We start from the raw sequence: 19,929 nt of genomic DNA, 5'->3' as shown, positions 1-19,929 counted from the left end.
CGCACTCACCTCTTGTTCTTGATCGCGGTGCCCAGCACCTGCAGGTAGGCCACCAGGGCGTCCATCTCGGTCTTGCCCTTGACCGCATCACGCGCCCCGGCAATGTCCGCGTCGGTGTACGGCACGCCGAGGGTGCGCAGGGTACGCATCTTGGTGTCGGTGTGGCTGTTGTCGACCTGTTGCGCCACCAGCCACGGGTAGGACGGCATCTTCGACTCCGGTACCACGTTGCGCGGGTTGTACAGGTGCGCGCGGTGCCAGTCGTCCGAGTAGCGCCCGCCCACGCGGGCCAGGTCCGGGCCGGTGCGCTTGGAGCCCCACAGGAACGGGTGGTCCCACACGCTTTCGCCGGCCACCGAGTAGTGGCCGTAGCGCTCGGTTTCGGCGCGGAACGGGCGGATCATCTGCGAGTGGCAGCCCACGCAACCTTCGCGGATGTAGATGTCGCGCCCTTCGAGCTGCAGCGCGGTGTAGGGCTTCATGCCTTCGACCGGCTTGTTGGTCACGTCCTGGAAGAACAGCGGGACGATCTGGGTCAGGCCGCCGATGCTGACGGCAAACACCATCAGCAAGGCCAGCAGGCCGACGTTTTTCTCGATCACTTCATGTTTCATCAGGCAGGTCTCCTCAGGCCAGTTGCGCGTTGGCAGGGGCGGCGACGGCGGCCGGGGCACGCACGGTGCGCCAGGTGTTCCAGGCCATCAGGAACATGCCGCTGAGGAAGATCGCACCACCGACGAAGCGCACGATGAAGCCTGGGTGGCTGGCCACCAGGGTTTCGACGAACGAGTAGGTGAGCGTGCCGTCGCTGTTCACCGCCCGCCACATCAGGCCCTGGGCGATGCCGTTGACCCACATCGAGGCGATGTACAGCACGGTGCCGATGGTCGCCAGCCAGAAGTGCGCGTTGATCAGGCCGATGCTGTGCATCTGCTCCTTGCCGAACACTTTCGGGATGGTGTGGTACAGCGCGCCGATGGAAATCATCGCCACCCAGCCGAGCGCGCCGGCGTGGACGTGGCCGATGGTCCAGTCGGTGTAGTGCGACAGGGCGTTGACCGTCTTGATGGCCATCATCGGGCCTTCGAAGGTGGACATGCCGTAGAAGGCCAGCGAAACGACCAAAAAGCGCAGGATCGGGTCGCTGCGCAACTTATGCCAGGCGCCGGAGAGGGTCATCATGCCGTTGATCATGCCGCCCCAGCTCGGTGCCAGCAGGATCAGCGACATCACCATGCCCAGCGACTGCGCCCAGTCGGGCAGCGCGGTGTAGTGCAGATGGTGCGGGCCGGCCCAGATGTACAGGGTGATCAGCGCCCAGAAGTGGACGATCGACAGGCGATAGGAATACACCGGGCGCTCGGCCTGCTTGGGCACGTAGTAGTACATCATCCCCAGGAAGCCTGCGGTCAGGAAGAAGCCCACCGCGTTGTGGCCGTACCACCATTGCACCATGGCGTCGGTGGCCCCGGCATACACCGAGTACGACTTGGTCAGGCTGACCGGCAGTTCCAGGTTGTTGATGATGTGCAGCATCGCCACGGTGAGGATGAAGGCGCCGAAGAACCAGTTACCCACGTAGATATGCTTGGTGTTGCGTTTCATCAGCGTGCCGAAGAACACGATGGCGTAGCACACCCAGACGATGGTGATCAGGATGTCGATCGGCCATTCCAGCTCGGCGTATTCCTTGGAGCTGGTGTAGCCCAGTGGCAGGGTGATCGCTGCCAGCAGGATCACCAGTTGCCAGCCCCAGAAGGTGAACGCGGCCAGGCCCGGTGCGAACAGGGTGGTCTGGCAGGTGCGTTGCACCGAATAATAGGAGGTGGCGAACAGCGCACAGCCGCCGAAGGCGAAGATCACCGCATTGGTATGCAGGGGGCGCAGGCGGCCGAAGCTGGTCCAGGGGAGGTCGAAGTTGAGGGAAGGCCAGGCGAGCTGGGCGGCGATGAAGACGCCGAGCCCCATCCCGACGATTCCCCACACCACCGTCATGATGGCGAATTGGCGGACCACCTTGTAGTTGTAGGCGGTACTGCTGGTTGTGTTCATGTATGGGTTCCCATCCACGGTTATTTTGGCAGGCTTTACAGCGAGGCAAGCATGAGTAATGGGCAAAGTGCCGGTATTGACGGGGATCAATGGGCGAAGATCGCAAATGTCCCAGGCTTGCGCTGCGATCCTCCATGGAATCAGGCAGATAGCGCACCTGGCCGGTGCCTGATCCTGGCCCACGGCGCAGGGGCGCCGATGGACAGCGAATTCATGGACGAGATGGCGCAAAGGCTTGCGGCGCTAGGGGTCGGGGTGATTCGGTTCGAGTTCCCCTACATGGCCCAGCGCAGGGTCGGGGGCGGCAAGCGGCCGCCCAATCCGCAGAAGGTACTGCTCGAATGCTGGCGTGAGGTCTACCGGCAGGTGCGACCTTTGGTCACAGGAAAGTTGGCCATCGGCGGCAAGTCCATGGGCGGGCGCATGGCCAGTTTGCTGGCCGACGAACTGGGTGCCGATGCGCTGGTGTGCCTGGGCTATCCGTTCTATGCGGTGGGCAAGCCCGAGAAGCCCCGGGTCGAACACTTGGCTGGGTTGCGCACGCCGACTTTGATCGTGCAGGGCGAGCGCGATGCGCTGGGCAATCGTGAGGCGGTAGAGGGGTATGCGCTGTCACCGGCGATCGAGGTGAGCTGGCTGGTGGCGGGGGATCATGACCTGAAGCCGCTGAAGGCCTCGGGGTTCAGCCATGCCCAGCATCTGCAGGCGGCCGCTGAAAAAGTGGCGGGGTTCCTTGGCCTGTAGGAGCGGCCTTGTGTCGCGAAAGGGCCTCGCAGAGGCCCCAAAATCGAACAGCACACAAAAGACTGGGGCTGCTGCGCAGCCCTTTCGCGACACAAGGCCGCTCCTACAAGAAGCGACCCTGTGCAGCAACGATCAGTCGCGGTACTCGCACAGGTAAGCGGTATCCACCGCCACCTTCAGCTGGAACTTGCTGTCGGCCGCCACATTGAACTTGTCGCCAGCCTTGAAGGTTTCCCAGTTGTCGCTACCCGGCAGCTTGACGGTCAGCGCGCCAGCCACCACGTGCATGATCTCACGCTTGGCAGTGCCGAATTCGTATTCGCCCGGGGCCATCACGCCGACGGTGGCCGGACCTTCAGTGCCTTCGAAGGCGATCGACTTGACGGTGCCATCGAAGTACTCGTTGACCTTGAACATGGGGCGCTCCTGAAAAGAGAGAAGGGGGTGAAAAAGGGCTGGCCAGTATGCCCAAGCCCCTTCTCGCCGTCATCTGCTTTCAGGTGCCCCGACGTCAAACGCCCGGCAGGCTCAAAGGCAGCAGGCGCGCGGTATTGCGCGCATCTTCCAGGGCCCGGTGCTGCTGGCCGGTGAACTGCATGCCGGCCAGCTGCAGGGCGCCGTTGAGCCCGGTCGGGCGCTGCAGGTGGCGGGCCTTGGCGAAGCGCTGCTTGAGGTTGATGTGGGGCAAATTGCGCAGCAGGCTGTCGAGCCCATGCTGCTGCCACTCTTGCAGCAGTTGCTGGCGGTCGTAGTCGCCCCAGCTGACCCAGGCCTGCAACTGCCCGCGGTGGTGCTCCAGCCAGCGCTCGAAGCGCGCCCACACCTCGGGGAAGGCCGCGGCACTGTCGACGCTGGCCTGGCTGATGTGGGTCAGCTCGCGGCAGAACGGCGTCAGTTGCGGGCGCCGGCGCGGGCGCACGAAACGCTGGAAATGGTCCACCTCGCGGCCCTCGCGGGTCACAAGGCTGGCGCCGATTTCAATGATTTCCATCTCCGTGACCGGCCAGCCACCATCATCGGTGGTGGCTTCCAGGTCGATCACCAACCAGTGGCCCATACCAGGCTCCCTTGCCATACATGCAAGAGCAGCGTAGCCAATCTGCGGGCCCTCGGCACCCTCTGGCAAAATGCCCTCACTTTGGCGCTTCCAGCGGTTGTGCCGCTGTGGGAAAACGCCTAGTTTAGGCGCATCCAGGTATGAACCGTGATGAGTGTCCGTCTTGACCCCAGCACCCGGCCTGAAGGTTTTTTCCACCTTGCTGCTGTTGGCCGCTACCTGGCTGGCGGCACCGGCATGGGCGGGCGAAGCCATCGACGTGAAGATCGGCGCTGCGCATTTCCCGCCCTACACCGTGCGCCCCGAGCAGGGCGCCGACACAGGGCTCCTGCCGCAACTGGTCGAGGCCTTGAACCACCTGCAGTCAGGCTACCGCTTCGTGCTGGTGCCCACCTCCATCCAGCGACGCTTTGGCGACTTCCAGCAAGGCCGCACCGACATGGCGATCTTCGAGAACCCTGAATGGGGCTGGCAGGGCATCCCCCACCAGGCCGTGGACATGGGCCTGGAAGACGCCGAGGTGTTCGTCGCCAAGAAGCTCGAAGGCCGCGACCAGCACTATTTCGACGACCTGCAAGGCAAGCGCCTGGCCCTGTTCAATGGCTATCACTACGCCTTCGCCCGCTTCAACCCCGACCCGCAGTACCTGCGCAAGGCCTACAACGCGACCCTGACCTACTCCCACGACAGCAACCTGCTGATGGTCCAGGCCGGGCGCGCCGACATCGCCCTGGTGACGCGCTCCTACCTCAGCGATTTCCTCGCGCGCAACCCCGCCAGCCTCGACCAGCTGATGGCGTCCGAACGGATCGACCAGGTCTACCACCACTACGCCCTGCTGCGCCCGGACGCCCCCATCAGCGACCAGAAGTTCGCCGCCTTGCTACGCGAGCTGCGCGAAGCCGGCGAGCTGACGCGCATCTTCCAGCCCTACCGGATCAGCGTGGCGGCGCCCATCGAGTAAATTCCCCGGCCGCGCCCACGTCTGCACCAGTGAGCCTTTTTTCCACACACCGTGAGCCAAGACCATGCCGTTCGATGCCGCTTCGCAGCCGTTGTCACTGCCTCGCTGGCACAGCCTCAGCGCCGATCAGGGCGATTGCTGGCTGAGCCTGACGCTGGAGGGCCGCCCACTGATCCAGGTGCGCCTGGAGCCCGGCGAGACCCTGCACGTCCACGTTGAAAGCCTGTGCCCGCAGCGCCCCCAGCAAGCGTTGTGGGCCGCCTGCTACTGGCTGCTGTCGCGCAACCCGGCCTGCCAGCGCCTGGCCTGGCACCTGGCGCAGGTGCAGCCCGAGGCGCTGGCCAGCGGCTTGCTGCTGGCAAGCGAAACCCCAGGCCTGTACCTGTGCGAGCGCACGCTGTTCTGGCAGTTGCCGCACCCCTGGCTCGGCCAGGCCCCTGGCAGCGTCTACCCGCAGCAGATGCAGATGAGCGACGGCAAGCGCCACCCACGGCGCGCGCCCAAGCCCCGTGGCGAGGTGTACCGGCGCTTCGATGCCCGGCTGGGCAGCTGGGTGTCGCTGCGCACCCTGGATATCGACCAGGACCTGGAGCGCTACAACCGCTGGCAGAACAACCCGCGGGTTGAAAAATTCTGGCAGGAGGGTGGGTCGCTGGCCCAGCACCGCGAATACCTGGCCAAGCTCGACGCCGACCCGCACACCCTGACCCTGATCGGCAGCTTCGACGACCAGCCGTTCGCCTACTTCGAGGCCTACTGGGCCAAGGAAGACCGCATCGCGCCGTTCTACCCGGCCGACGATCACGACCGCGGCGTGCACATGCTGGTGGGCGAGGAGAACCACCGCGGCCCGCACAAGGTGGCCAGCTGGCTGTCGGCGCTGGTGCACTACCTGTTCCTCGACGACCCGCGCACCCAGCGGGTGGTGGCCGAGCCGCGGGCCGACAATGCCAAGATGATCGGCTACATGCAGGACCAGTGCTTCCACTGCGAAAAGGAATTCGATTTTCCGCACAAGCGTGCGGCGCTGATGATCCTGGGGCGCGAGCGCTTCTTCGACCGCTGCAAGTTGCTCTGAGCGGCCCATCGCCGGCAAGCCGGCTCCCACAGGTACTGCACAGGCCTCAAGGGTGGTGCAATCCCTGTGGGAGCCGGCTTGCCGGCGATAAAGGCAACGCCAAACGTCAGCCCTGGCGATTGGCCGTCTTGCGGCAATGCACCAAAGCATCGCGAATCATGAAGTTGACCAAGGTCGGCGACACCCCCAGCTCCTTGGCGATGTCCTTCTGCGGCACCCCATGCAGCCGGTACATCTCGAACGCATAACGGGTACGCGCCGGCAGCTCGTTCAGCGCCTCGGCAATGTGCTCCAGGGCCGCGAGGTTGATGTGGGTCGCTTCGGGCGAGGCATTGAGCACCACCACGTTCAGGCCTTCCTCTTCACTGCCCGAGTACTTCAGCTCCATCGCCTGCTTGCGGTAATGGTCGATGGCCAGGTTGCGCACGATCTGGAACAGGTAGCTGAGCTGGGCTTTGAACGACGAGGTGATGTGCGGCGCGGAACCGAGCCGGAAGAAAGCGTCCTGCACCACATCTTCGGCGCGCGAGCGGCAACCGGTGATGCGCGCCGCGATCTTGACCAGGATGCTGCGGTTGTCGACGAACGCCTGGAGTAATGGTGAATCGCACTTACTTGTGGATAGTTGTTCCGCCATGGAAATCACCTTGTCTCGGAAGGGAAAGGGAGCACCCCAGATGAGGAAGCTTCCTACGACGTGCGACAAACTATGCAGAATGATAATGATTGTCAAATACGAAAGTTAATGCGTATCCATTAGTTTCAGTTCTAAGCCGACGCCCGTGATGCAGTTCACTTTCCGCGTGCGCTGGCACGCGGTCCTGGCGTTAATTTCTTGCTCCGCCCATCCGTTCCCCTGTGTACATCCGGCCGCCGCACGCTGCCCTGCGCCCCATCCTGAGCAGCCGGCCCGACTTAACCAGACACTGGCAGGAACACCCCATGACGCACGCCCCCGAACTCCCGCTCTCGCTGGTCCAGGCACTGGCGCAACGTGCCGCGCTCACGCCCGACCGCATCGCCCTGCGTTTTCTGGCCGATGCCCCCGGCGAGCAGGCCGTGCTCAGTTATCGCGAGCTGGACCTTCGCGCGCGCGCCATTGCCGCAGCCTTGCAGGCCCGCGCCGATTTTGCCGACCGCGCCGTGCTGCTGTTCCCCAGTGGCCCGGATTACGTCGCGGCATTCTTCGGCTGCCTGTATGCCGGCATCATCGCCGTGCCGGCCTACCCGCCGGAGTCGTCGCGCCGCCACCACCAGGAGCGCCTGCTGTCGATCATCGACGACGCCGAGCCGCGCCTGCTGCTGACCGTGGCCGCGTTGCGCGACAGCCTGCAGGGCCTGGAAGCCCTGGCCGGCGACAACGCCCCGGCGCTGCTGGCGGTGGACACCCTCGACCCGGCCCTGGCGCACACCTGGCGCGAGCCGGCGCTGGCCTGTGATGACATCGCCTTTTTGCAGTACACCTCTGGTTCTACCGCGCTGCCCAAGGGCGTGCAGGTCAGCCACGGCAACCTGGTGGCCAACGAGCAGTTGATCCGCCATGGCTTTGGCATCGACCTCAACCCCGATGACGTGATCGTCAGCTGGCTGCCGCTGTACCACGACATGGGCCTGATCGGCGGCCTGCTGCAGCCGATCTTCAGCGGCGTGCCCTGCGTGCTGATGTCGCCGGGCTACTTCCTCGCCCGCCCGCTGCGCTGGCTGCAGGCGATCAGCGAATACGGCGGCACCATCAGCGGCGGCCCGGACTTCGCCTACCGCCTGTGCAGCGAGCGGGTCAGCGAGGCGGCCCTGGCCGGCCTCGACCTGAGCCGCTGGCGCGTGGCCTATTCCGGCTCCGAGCCGATCCGCCAGGACAGCCTCGAGCAGTTCGCCGAGAAGTTCGCTGCCAGTGGCTTCCAGGCCAGCAGCTTCTTCGCCAGCTACGGCCTGGCCGAAGCCACCCTGTTCGTCAGCGGCAGCCGCCGTGGGCAGGGCATCGCGGCACTGGAGCTGGACGCCGAAGCCTTGGCCGGCAACCGCGCCCAGGCCGGCCAGGGCAGCATGCTGATGAGCTGCGGCTACCCGCAGCCGGGGCACGCGGTGCGTATCGTCGAGCCCCAGCACCTGGCGCCGCTGGGTGATGACCAGGTAGGTGAAATCTGGGCCGCCGGCCCAAGCATCGCCCTGGGCTACTGGCGCAACCCCGAGGCCAGCGCCCGCACCTTCGTCCAGCGGGATGGCCAGACCTGGCTGCGCACCGGCGACCTCGGTTTCATGCGCGAAGGCGAAGTGTTCGTCACCGGGCGCCTGAAGGACATGCTCATCGTGCGCGGCCAGAACCTCTACCCGCAGGACCTGGAAAAGACCCTGGAGCGCGAAGTCGAAGTGCTGCGCAAGGGTCGCGTGGCCGTGTTCGCCGTCGACGACCAGGGCGAGGAGGGCATCGGCGTGGCGGTGGAGATCAGCCGCAACGTGCAAAAGGCCATGGCGCCCCAGGCGCTGATCAAGACCCTGCGCCAGGTCATCGCCGACGCCTGCCGCCAGGCGCCGGCCGTGGTGCTGCTGCTCAACCCCGGTGCACTGCCCAAGACCTCCAGCGGCAAGCTGCAACGCTCGGCCTGCCGCTTGCGCATGCACGATGGCAGCCTGGATTGCTATGCCCGCTTCCCGGCGGCTGACCAGCCTGCCAAGGCCGCCGCTAGCGATGGCCTGCAGGCACGCATTGCCGGCATCTGGCGCGAGGTTCTCAAGGTCGAGTCGGTAGCCGCCGACGACCACTTCCTGCTGCTGGGCGGCAACTCCATCGCCGCCACCCAGGCCAGTGCGCGCCTGGCCGATGAACTGGGCATCGCCCTGGGCCTGCGCACCCTGTTCGAAGCGCCGACCCTGGCCGACTACAGCGCGGCAGTGGCGGCCATCCTCGAGCAGGGCGGCGGGCAGGCTAGCGCCATCGCCACCCTGAACCGCAGCCAGGCGCTGCCCCAGTCGCTGGCGCAGAACCGCCTGTGGCTGCTGTGGCAGCTCGAGCCGCAATCGGCGGCCTACAACATTCCTGCCGGCCTGCACCTGCGTGGCGAGCTTGACCCCGCCGCGCTGGAGGCGGCATTCCAGGCATTGGTGGCGCGCCACGAGGCGCTGCGCACGGTGTTCATCGAAGAGGACGGCCAGGCCCTGCAGCACATCCAGCCGGCGCCGGCCTTCAACCTGCGCCGCCTCGACCTGCAGGGGTTGGGCGCCGAAGAGGTCGCCGCACGCCGGGAAGCCGAAGCGCAGCAACCCTTCGACCTGCGCCAAGGCCCGCTGCTGCGCGTAACCTTGGCGCAGCTCAATGATGAAGACCATCAGCTGTGGGTCACCCTGCACCACATCGTTGCCGATGGCTGGTCGCTGAACATCCTGCTCGACGAGTTCGCCAAGCTGTACGCCGCCCATTGCCAGGGGCTGGAGGCTGCCTTGCCGGCGCTGGCGCTGGGCTACGCCGACTACGGCGACTGGCAGCGCCAGTGGCTGGCCGAAGGCGAGAGCGCCCGGCAACTGGCGTATTGGAAGGCGCGGCTGGGCGATGCCCTGCCAGTGCTCGACCTGTACCCCGACCAGCCGCGCACCCAGCAACAGGCAAACCGCGCCGCACGCTTGAACGTCAAGGTGCCGGCCAAGCTCACCGAGGCCCTCGAAGGCCTGGCCCGCGAGCAGCAGGCCAGCCTGTTCATGGTCCTGCTGGCGGCCTGGCAGGGCCTGCTGCACCGCTACACCGGCCAGGCCGACATCCGCGTCGGCGTGCCCAACGCCAACCGCCCACGCCAGCAAATCCAAGGCCTGGTCGGCTTCTTCATCAACACCCAGGTGCTGCGCGCGCAGCTGCATGGCCGCCAGCCGTTCAGCGAGCTGCTGGCCCAGGTGCGCCAGGCCACCCTCGACGCCCAGGCCCACCAGGACCTGCCCTTCGAACAACTGCTCGAAGCCTTGCCCGAGGCCCGCGAGCAAGGCCTGTTCCAGGTCATGTTCAACCACCAGCAGCGCGACCTGTCGGCCCTGCGCCGCCTGCCGGGCCTGCTTGCCGAAGAGCTGCCATGGCACAGCCGCGAAGCCAAGTTCGACCTGCAGCTGCACAGCGAGCAAGACCACCAGGGCCGCCTGAGCCTGGCCTTCGACTACGCCGCCGAGCTGTTCGAACAGCGCACCGTCGAGCGCCTGGCCCAGCACCTGCTGGCCTTGCTGGAGCAGGTGTGCGCGCAACCGCAGCTGGCCGTGGGGGATGTCGAGCTGCTCGATCAGCCCGGCCGCCAGCAGCTGCTGGCCTGGGGCCAGGCGCCCAGCCCCTCGCCCCAGCGCCTGGTGGTCGAACAACTCAACGAGCAAGCCCGGCAAACCCCGCAGCGCACGGCGCTGGCCTGGGAGGGTGGCAGCCTCGACTACACCGAGCTGCACCAGCAGGCCAACCGCCTGGCCCACTACCTGCGCGACAAAGGCGTCGGCCCCGACACCTGCGTGGCCATCGCCGTGGAGCGTTCGCCGCAGCTGCTGGTCGGCCTGCTGGCCATCCTCAAGGCCGGTGGCGCGTATGTGCCGCTGGACGTGGATTACCCGGCCGAGCGCCTGGCCTACATGCTGGGCGATTGCCAGGCGAGCCTGCTGCTCAGCCACAGCGGCCTGCTCGACCGCCTGCCGCAGGTCGAGGGTGTCAGCGCCATCGCCCTCGACCAGCTGCACCTGGACAGCTGGCCAAGCCAGGCGCCAGGCCTGCACCTGCACGGCGACAACCTGGCCTACGTGATCTACACCTCCGGCTCCACCGGCCAGCCCAAGGGCGTGGGCAACACCCACGCGGCGCTCGCTGAACGCCTGCAGTGGATGCAGGCCAGCTACGCGCTGGATGAGCGCGACGTGCTGATGCAGAAGGCGCCGATCAGCTTCGACGTGTCGGTGTGGGAATGCTTCTGGCCGCTGGTCACCGGCTGCAAGCTGGTGCTGGCCGGCCCCGGCGAGCACCGCGACCCGCAGCGCATCGCAGCGCTGGTGCAGGCGCATGCCGTGACCACGCTGCACTTCGTGCCGCCGTTGCTGCAGGTGTTCGTCCAGGAGCCGCTGGCCGCCGGTTGCACCAGCCTGCGCCGGCTGTTCTCCGGTGGCGAGGCGCTGTCGGCGAGCCTGCGCGACCGCGTGCTGCAGGTGCTGCCCCAGGTGCAGTTGCACAACCGCTACGGGCCGACCGAAACCGCCATCAACGTCACCCACTGGCATTGCCAGGCCGAGGACGGCGCCCGCTCGCCGATCGGCCGGCCGCTGGGCAACGTGCTCTGCCGTGTGCTGGATGATGAGTTGCAGCTGGCCGCCCCCGGCGTGCCAGGGGAGCTGTACCTGGGCGGCGCGGGCCTGGCCCGGGGTTACCTGGGCCGCCCAGGGCTGACCGCCGAACGCTTCGTGCCCCAGGCCGATGGCAACGGCGAGCGCTTGTACCGCAGCGGCGACCGTGCCCGCTGGCAGGTGCAGGCCCAAGCCCTGGAATACCTCGGCCGCCTCGACCAGCAGGTGAAAGTGCGCGGTTTTCGCGTCGAACCCGAAGAAGTGCAGGCGTGCCTGCTTGGCCAACCGGGTGTCGAACAGGCGCTGGTATTGGTTCACCAGGACGCCGTCGGCGCACAGCTGGTGGGCTACTTCAGCGGCCCGGCGCAGGCCGATGAACTGCTGGCCAAGCTCGCCGCGCAGCTGCCGGCCTACATGGTGCCTGCGCAACTGATCGCGCTGGCGCACATGCCGTTGGGCCCCAGCGGCAAGGTCGATCGCAAGGCCCTGCCGGCGCCGGTCTGGCAGCAACGTGAACATGTCGAACCGCAAAGCCCGTTGCAGCAGCAGGTCGCGGCCATCTGGCGCGAGGTGCTGAACCTGCCGCGCATCGGCCTGAACGATGACTTCTTCGCCCTCGGCGGCCACTCCCTGCTGGCCACCCAGATCGTCTCGCGCACCCGCCAGGCCTGTGACGTCGAGCTGCCGCTGAAGGTGCTGTTCGATGCCAGCGAGCTGGGCGCCTTCTGCGCGCAGATCGCCTGCATCCAGGCCGCCGGCGAGCACAACCTGCAAGGCGCGATCGCCCGCGTCGACCGCCGCCAGGCGGTGGCGCTGTCGTATTCGCAGCAGCGCATGTGGTTCCTCTGGCAGATGGAGCCGGACAGCCCCGCGTACAACGTCGGCGGCATGGCCAGGCTGCGCGGCACCCTGCACGTGGATGCCTTCGAGCGCGCCCTGCAGGCGCTGATCGTGCGCCACGAAACCCTGCGCACCACCTTCCCGGCCATCGACGGCGTGCCCTACCAGTGCGTGGCCGAAGACAGCCCGCTGCACCTGGACTGGCAAGACTTCAGCGCGTTGCCCGGCGCAACCCGCCAGCAACGCCTGCAGCAGCTGGCCGACCAACAGGCGCACCAGCCGTTCGACCTGGAGCGCGGCCCGCTGCTGCGCGCCTGCCTGGTCAAGGCCGAGGACCGCGAGCACTACTTCGTGCTGACCCTGCACCACATCGTCACCGAAGGCTGGGCCATGGACATCTTCGCCCGCGAACTGGGCGAGCTCTACGAAGCCTTCGTCGATGACCGCGAGTCTCCCCTGGCGCCGCTGCCGGTGCAGTACCTGGACTACAGCGTGTGGCAACGCCAGTGGCTGGAAAGCGGCGAGGGCGCCCGCCAGCTCGACTACTGGAAGGCCCGCCTGGGCGACGAGCACCCGGTGCTGGCGCTGCCCGCCGACCGCCCGCGCCCGGCCGTGCAGAGCCACCGCGGCGAGCTCTACCGCTTCGACCTCGACCCGGCGCTGGTGGCCCGCGTGCATGCCTTCAACAGCCAGCGCGGCCTGACCCTGTTCATGACCATGACCGCCACCCTGGCCGCCTTGCTGCACCGCTACAGCGGCCAGCGCGACCTGCGCATCGGCGCCCCGGTGGCCAACCGTATCCGCCCCGAAAGCGAAGGCCTGATCGGCGCCTTCCTCAACACCCAGGTGCTGCGCTGCGAGCTGGACGGGCAGATGACCGCCGCCGCCTTGCTCGACCAGGTGCGCAAGGCCGCCATCGAAGGCCAGTCGCACCAGGACCTGCCGTTCGAGCAACTGGTAGAAGCCCTGCAGCCACCGCGCAGCAGCGCCTACAACCCGCTGTTCCAGGTGATGTGCAACGTGCAGCGCTGGGCCTTCCAGCAAAGCCGCGAACTGGCCGGCATGCAGGTGGACTACCTGGTCAACGACGCCAGTGCCACCAAGTTCGACCTGTACCTGGAGGTGACCGACCTCGACGGCCGCCTGGGTTGCTGCCTGACCTACAGCCGCGACCTGTTCGACGCGCCACGCATCGCGCGCATGGCCGAGCACTGGCAGCAGTTGCTGGCCGGCCTGCTCGACGACCCGCAGCAGCGCCTGTGCGAGCTGCCGATGCTGGCGCAGGCCGAGCAGCACGTGCTGACCGGCCAGTTGCAAGGTGAGCAGCACCATGCCCTCGACCAGACCTTGCATGGCCTGTTCGCCGCCCAGGCGGCGCGCACCCCGCACGCCGGCGCCTTGACCTTCGCCGGCGAGCACCTGAGCTATGCCCAGCTGGACCAGCAGGCCAACCGCCTGGCCCGCGCCCTGCGCGAGCGTGGCGTCGGCCCGCAGGTGCGCGTGGGCCTGGCTCTTGAGCGTTCGCTGGAGATGGTGGTCGGCCTGCTGGCCATCCTCAAGGCCGGCGGCGCCTACGTGCCGCTCGACCCGGAATACCCGCTCGACCGCCTGCGCTACATGATCGAGGACAGCCGCATCGGCCTGCTGCTCGGCCAGCGCAGCCTGTTCGAAAGCCTCGGCGAGCTGCCGCCCGGCGTGCAACGCTGGAGCCTGGAAGACGACGCTGCCAGCCTGCCTGGCTACAGCGATGCCGCGCTGGACAACCACAACCTGCCCCAGCACCAGGCCTACCTGATCTACACCTCCGGCTCCACCGGCAAGCCCAAGGGCGTGGTGGTCAGCCACGGCGAAATCGCCATGCACTGCCAGGCGGTGATCGATGCCTTCGGCATGCGCAGCGACGACTGCGAGCTGCATTTCTATTCGATCAACTTCGACGCCGCCAGCGAACGCCTGCTGGCGCCGCTGCTGTGCGGCGCCCGGGTGGTGCTGCGGGCCCAGGGCCAATGGGGCGCCGAAGACATCTGCCAACTGGTGCGCGAGCAGCAGGTGAGCATCCTCGGCTTCACCCCAAGCTATGGCAGCCAGCTCGCCCAGTACCTGGCAGGGCAGGGCGAGCAACTGCCGGTGCGCCTGGTGATCACCGGCGGCGAGGCGCTGACCGGCGAGCACCTGGCGCGCATTCGCCAGGCGTTCGCGCCGCAGCAGTTCTTCAACGCCTATGGCCCGACCGAAACCGTGGTCATGCCCTTGGCGTGCCTGGCCCCCGACACCTTGCCTGGCGATGCCGGCAGCGTGCCGATCGGTCGGGTGATCGGCGCCCGCAGTGCCTACATCCTCGACGATGACCTGGCATTGCTGCCGCAAGGCGGCATCGGCGAGCTGTACGTCGGCGGCGCCGGCCTCGCCCAGGGCTACCACGACCGCCCGGGCCTCAGCGCCGAACGCTTCGTCGCCGACCCGTTCGGCGCCGAGGGCGGGCGCCTGTACCGCACCGGCGACCTGGTGCGCCTACGCGCCGATGGCCTGGTGGAATACGTCGGGCGCGCCGACCAGCAGGTGAAGATCCGCGGTTTCCGCATCGAGCTGGGCGAAATCGAAAGCCGCCTGCAGGAGCATGCCGATGTCGATGAGGCCGTGGTCCTGGCGCTCGACCTGCCAGGTGGCAAGCAACTGGTCGGCTACCTGGTGTGCCAGCAGGCCAGCGCCGGCAGCGAAGCCCAGGCGCAGCTGCGCGAAGCGGTCAAGGCCGACGCTCGCCAGCACCTGCCGGACTACATGGTGCCCGCGCACCTGGTGCTGCTGGGCAGCCTGCCGCTGATGGGCAATGGCAAGCTCGACCGCCGCGCCCTGCCAGCGCCGGACCTGGAGCAGGCGCGCCAGCACTACCAGGCCCCGGCCAATGCGCTGGAAGAGCAGCTGGCGCAGGTGTGGCGCGAAGTGCTCAACATCTCCCGGGTGGGCGTGCAGGACAACTTCTTCGAACTGGGCGGCGACTCGATCCTGTCGATCCAGGTGGTCAGCCGTGCGCGCCAGCTGGGGCTGCAGTTCAGCCCGCGTGACCTGTTCCAGCACCAGACCATCCAGACCCTCGCCGCCGTGGTCACCCAGAGCGAAGCCGCCAGCGCCATCGAGCAAGGTGCACGCCAGGGCAGCAGCGGGCTGACGCCGATCCAGCACTGGTTCTTCGACAGCGAGGTGGTGCAGCCACAGCACTGGAACCAGGCGGTGCTGCTGCAGGTGCGCCAACCGTTGGAGCCGGCTCAGCTCGAACAGGCACTGGCCGCGCTGCTGCAACACCACGACAGCCTGCGCCTGCGCTTTACCCAAGCCAATGGCCGCTGGCAGGGCACCTTTGCCGCACCTGGCAATGTGCAGCTGCTGTGGACCGCCACGGTCGCCGACTTCAATGACTGCCAGGCGCTGTACACCGATGTGCAGCGCAGCCTGGACCTGGAGCAAGGCCCGTTGTTGCGTGCCTTGCTGGTCACCGACGGGCAGGGCGCGCAACGCCTGCTGCTGGCGATCCACCACCTGGTGGTCGATGGCGTGTCCTGGCGCGTGCTGCTCGAAGACCTGCAGGCGCTGTACCGCGGCCAGCCGCTGGCGGCCAAGACCCACGCCATGGCCGACTGGGCCGCGCGCCTGGCCAGCTACGCCGGCAGCGACTCGCTGCGGGACGAACTGGGCTGGTGGCAAGGCCAGCTTGGCGGCGTGCGCCATGAACTGCCGTGCGATCACCCGCAAGGCGGCAACCTGCACCGGCATGCCCATACGTTGGCCATCGGCCTGGACGTGGAACAGACCCGGCAATTGCTGCAACAGGCCCCGGCGGCCTACCACACCCAGGTCAACGACCTGCTGCTGACGGCCCTGGCCCGCACGCTGTGCCGCTGGAGCGGCGACCAAGAGGTGTTGGTGCAGCTCGAAGGCCACGGCCGCGACGGCCTGTTCGAAGACATGGACCTGACCCGCAGCGTCGGCTGGTTCACCAACGCCTACCCGCTGCGCCTGGACCCCCAGGCCGGTGACGGCGACGCCGCCCGCGCCAGCTCGATCAAGCGCATCAAGGAGCAACTGCGCCAGGTGCCGCACAAGGGCCAGGGCTATGGCGTGCTGCGCTACCTGGCCGAGCCGGCCAGCCGTGAGCAGATGGCGGCGCTGCCGCAGGCGCGGATCACCTTCAACTACCTGGGCCAGTTCGACCAACAGTTCGATGCCGCGGCGCTGTTCCAGCCGCTGGATGCCCCGGCAGGCCTGGCCCACGACCTGGATGCGGCGCTGCCCAACTGGCTCAGCGTCGACGGCCAGGTGTACGGCGGTGCCTTGCAGCTGCGCTGGACCTACAGCCGCGAACGCTACGATGAACAGACCATCGCCCAGCTGGCCGAAGCCTATCGCCAGGAGCTGCTGGCGCTGGTGGCCCACTGCCTGGCCGATGGCAACGGCAGCTTCACGCCCTCGGACTTCCCGCTGGCGCACCTGGCCCAGGAGCAGATCGACGCGCTGCCGATCCCGGACGCCGAGATCGAGGACGTCTACCCGCTGACGCCCATGCAGGAGGGCATGCTGCTGCACACTCTGCTGGAGCCGGGCACCGGCATCTACTACATGCAGGACCGCTACCGCATTAACAGCGCCCTCGACCCGCAGCGCTTCGCCCAGGCCTGGCAGGCCGTGGTGGCGCGGCACGAGGCGCTGCGTGCGTCGTTCAGCTGGAATGCCGGCGAAGCGATGCTGCAGATCATCCACAAGCCGGGCAAGACGCCGGTCGACTACCAGGACTGGCGCGGCCTCGACGAGGCCGCCCAGGAGCAGCGCCTGCAAGCGCTGCACAAAAAAGAGCGCGAGGCCGGCTTCGAGCTGCTGCGCGAGGCGCCGTTCCACCTGCGCCTGGTGCGTGTGGATGATGAGCGCTACTGGTTCATGATGAGCAACCACCACATCCTCATCGATGCCTGGTGCCGCTCGTTGCTGATGAACGACTTCTTCGAGCTCTACCAGGCCCTCGGCGAAGGCCGCCAGGCGCAGTTGCCGGTGCCGCCGCGCTACCGCGACTACATCGGCTGGCTGCAGCGCCAGGACCTGGACGAAGCCCGGGGCTGGTGGCAGGCCAACCTGGCCGGCTTCGAGCGCGCCACCGCCATCCCCAGCGACCGCCCACTGCGCCATGACCATGCCGGTGACGGCATGCGGGTCGGCGACTGCTACACCCGCCTGCAGGTGAGTGACGGCGTGCGCCTGCGCGAACTGGCCCAGGCCCACCAGCTGACCATCAACACCTTCGCCCAGGCGGCCTGGGCACTGGTGCTGGCGCGCTACAGCGGCGAGCGCGACGTGGCCTTCGGCGTGACCGTGGCCGGGCGCCCGGTGAGCCTGCCGCAGATGCAGCGCACGGTCGGCCTGTTCATCAACAGCGTCGCCCTGCGCGTGCAGCTCCCCGAGCCTGGCCAGCGCCGCAGCGTGCGCCAGTGGCTGCAGGGCCTGCTGGCGCGCAACATGGAACTGCGCGAGTACGAGTACCTGCCGCTGGTGGCGATCCAGGAATGCAGCGAGCTGCCCAAGGGCCAGCCGCTGTTCAACAGCCTGTTCGTGTTCGAGAACGCGCCGGTGGAAAGCGCGGTGCTCGACCATGCCCAGCACCTGAACGCCAGCTCCGACTCGGGCCGCACCCACACCAACTTCCCGCTGACGGCGGTGTGCTACCCAGGCGATGACCTGGGCCTGCACCTGTCGTTCGACCAGCGCTACTTCGACTACCCGACCGTCGAACGCCTGCTGGCCGAGTTCAAGCGCCTGTTGCTGGCGCTGGTGCAAGGCTTCGAGGGCGATGTGAACGAACTGCCGCTGCTCGGCGAGGCGGAACAGCGCTGGCTGCTCGACGACTGCAACCGCACCGAGCGCACCTATGCCCTGGAGCAGAGCTATGTGGCGCTGTTCGAGGCGCAGGTGGCCGCGCACCCCGAGCGCACCGTGGCCCGTTGCCTGGAGGCGGCATACGACTATGCCGGGCTGAACCTTGCGGCCAACCGCCTGGGCCATGCCCTGGTCGCTGCCGGCGTGGCCATCGACCAGCCGGTGGCCTTGCTGGCCGAGCGTGGCTTGCCACTGCTGGGCATGATCGTCGGCAGCTTCAAGGCCGGTGCCGGCTACCTGCCGCTGGACCCGGGCCTGCCGCCGGCGCGCCTGCAGCGCATCGTCGAGCTCAGCCGCACCCCGGTGCTGGTGTGCAGCGCGGCTTGCGCCGAGCAGGGGCGCCAGTTGCTGGATGAGCTGGGCGATGAGGCACGGCCGCAGCTGCTGGTGTGGGAAGAGATCCAGGCCAGTGCGGTTGCCAGCCACAACCCCGGCATCCACAGCGGGCCGGACAACCTGGCCTACGTGATCTACACCTCCGGCTCCACCGGCCTGCCCAAAGGCGTGATGGTCGAGCAGCGCGGCATGCTCAACAACCAGCTGAGCAAGGTGCCGTACCTGGCCCTGAGCGAACGCGACGTGATCGCCCAGACCGCCTCGCAGAGCTTCGACATCTCGGTATGGCAGTTCCTGGCCGCGCCGCTGTTCGGCGCCAGGCTCGAGATCGTGCCCAACGCCATCGCCCATGACCCACAGGGCCTGCTGGCGCATGTGCAGGCCACCGGCATCACCGTGCTGGAGAGCGTGCCGTCGCTGATCCAGGGCATGCTGGCCAACGACCACCAGGCGCTCGATGGCCTGCGCTGGATGCTGCCCACGGGTGAGGCCATGCCGCCTGAGCTGGCCGCGCAATGGCTGCAGCGTTACCCGGGCATTGGCCTGGTGAATGCCTACGGCCCGGCGGAGTGCTCGGACGACGTGGCGTTCTTTTGCGTCGACCATGACTCGACGCAGGGCAGCTACCTGCCGATCGGCACGCCGACCGACAACAACCGCCTGTACCTGTATGGCGAGGACCAGGCCCTGGTGCCGCTGGGCGCCGTGGGCGAGTTGTGCGTCGCCGGTACCGGCGTTGGCCGTGGCTACGTGGGCGACCCGGTGCGCACTGCATTGGCGTTCATCCCGCACCCGCATGGCGGTGCGGGCGAGCGCCTGTACCGCACCGGCGACCTGGCCCGGCGGCGCCCGGACGGCGTGCTGGAGTACGTCGGGCGCATCGACCACCAGGTGAAGATCCGCGGCTACCGCATCGAACTGGGCGAGATCGAGGCCCGCCTGCACGAGCAGCCCGAGCTGCGCGATGCGGCGGTGGGTGTGCAGGAAGGCGTCAATGGCAAGCACCTGGTCGGCTACCTGGTGGCCCACCAGGGCGTCAGCGCCGATGCCGTGCTGCTCGAACAGCTCAAGCAGCGCCTGCGCGCGCAGCTGCCGGAATACATGGTGCCGCTGCACTGGGGCTGGTTCGACCGTTTGCCGCACAACGCCAACGGCAAGCTCGACCGCAAGGCCCTGCCGGCCATCGACATTGGCGGCCAGCACAGCCAGGCCTACCTGGCGCCGCGCGATGAGCTGGAACAAGTGCTCGCGGGCATCTGGGCCGATGTGCTCAAGGCCGAGCGGGTAGGGGTGCATGACAACTTCTTCGAGCTGGGCGGGCATTCGTTGCTGGCCACGCAGATTGCATCGCGGGTGCAGAAGCAGCTGCAGCTCAATGTGCCGCTGCGGGCGATGTTCGAGTGCAGCACGGTGGAAGAGCTGGCGGCGTATGTGCGCGGGTTGCAGGACAGTGCGCTGGATGAGGACAAGGTGGATCGGTTGAGCGATCTGATGGCCGAGTTGGAGGGGCTTTAAGGAAATAGGCAAAAGCAATCGCCGGCAAGCCGGCTCCCACAGGATCTTGCACTGCCCCCAAGGGTTGGGTTGGTATCCAACTTCTTGGGAGCAGCCCAATACCTGTGGGAGCCGGCTTGCCGGCGATAGGGCCGGTGAAGC

The 19,929-nt window shown here is 67.6% G+C and carries 9 protein-coding genes; 4 read left to right on the top strand and 5 right to left on the bottom strand.

From position 1 onward, the window contains the following. Window positions 1-5 precede the first annotated feature (5 nt). A complete protein-coding gene (gene ccoO / locus L6D75_RS06875) occupies window positions 6-614 on the bottom strand; it encodes a cytochrome-c oxidase, cbb3-type subunit II (protein ID WP_176518211.1) in 609 nt (202 codons plus the stop codon). A gap of 13 nt (window positions 615-627) precedes the next feature. Beyond that, entirely contained in the window at window positions 628-2,052 is a 1,425-nt protein-coding gene (gene ccoN, locus L6D75_RS06870) for a cytochrome-c oxidase, cbb3-type subunit I (RefSeq protein ID WP_176518209.1), read from the bottom strand. A gap of 51 nt (window positions 2,053-2,103) precedes the next feature. On the opposite strand from ccoN, the gene L6D75_RS06865 reads away from it, so the two are divergent. After that, window positions 2,104-2,796 (top strand): alpha/beta family hydrolase, encoded by a 693-nt coding sequence (locus L6D75_RS06865; RefSeq protein WP_176518207.1) that lies wholly within the window; start codon window positions 2,104-2,106, stop codon window positions 2,794-2,796. 132 nt (window positions 2,797-2,928) lie between these two features. Here L6D75_RS06865 and ppnP read toward each other — a convergent pair whose 3' ends face one another. Beyond that, the gene (gene ppnP / locus L6D75_RS06860; RefSeq protein ID WP_176516501.1) at window positions 2,929-3,213 is read right to left on the bottom strand and encodes a pyrimidine/purine nucleoside phosphorylase; all 285 of its coding nucleotides are present in this window, start codon (window positions 3,211-3,213) and stop codon (window positions 2,929-2,931) included. 94 nt (window positions 3,214-3,307) lie between these two features. After that, window positions 3,308-3,853, bottom strand: a complete 546-nt coding sequence (locus tag L6D75_RS06855; protein ID WP_176516499.1) for a 3'-5' exonuclease — start codon at window positions 3,851-3,853, stop codon at window positions 3,308-3,310. Window positions 3,854-4,016: 163 nt separating this feature from the next. Here L6D75_RS06855 and L6D75_RS06850 point away from each other — a divergent pair, with 163 nt between their 5' ends. Together L6D75_RS06850 and L6D75_RS06845 are read left to right on the top strand one after the other, a co-directional pair. Continuing rightward, the gene (locus L6D75_RS06850; protein WP_176516497.1) at window positions 4,017-4,817 is read left to right on the top strand and encodes a substrate-binding periplasmic protein; all 801 of its coding nucleotides are present in this window, start codon (window positions 4,017-4,019) and stop codon (window positions 4,815-4,817) included. A gap of 64 nt (window positions 4,818-4,881) precedes the next feature. Next, on the top strand, window positions 4,882-5,895 hold the full coding sequence (locus L6D75_RS06845; protein WP_176516495.1) for a GNAT family N-acetyltransferase: 1,014 nt from the start codon (window positions 4,882-4,884) through the stop codon (window positions 5,893-5,895). A 106-nt stretch (window positions 5,896-6,001) separates the two neighbouring features. Here the strand turns inward: L6D75_RS06845 and L6D75_RS06840 are convergent, their stop codons facing one another. Beyond that, window positions 6,002-6,532: an RNA polymerase factor sigma-70 gene (locus L6D75_RS06840; RefSeq protein ID WP_176516493.1), complete on the bottom strand. Its 531-nt coding sequence runs from the start codon at window positions 6,530-6,532 to the stop codon at window positions 6,002-6,004. Between the two features lie 305 nt (window positions 6,533-6,837). Here L6D75_RS06840 and L6D75_RS06835 point away from each other — a divergent pair, with 305 nt between their 5' ends. Continuing rightward, on the top strand, window positions 6,838-19,788 hold the full coding sequence (locus L6D75_RS06835; protein WP_176516491.1) for a non-ribosomal peptide synthetase: 12,951 nt from the start codon (window positions 6,838-6,840) through the stop codon (window positions 19,786-19,788). The last annotated feature ends 141 nt before the right edge of the window (window positions 19,789-19,929 follow it).

The organism is Pseudomonas faucium (genome assembly GCF_021602585.1).
GTDB lineage: Bacteria > Pseudomonadota > Gammaproteobacteria > Pseudomonadales > Pseudomonadaceae > Aquipseudomonas > Aquipseudomonas faucium.
The sequence above is the reverse complement of the archived record's forward strand: the minus strand, read 5'-3'. Positions and strand labels throughout refer to the sequence as shown.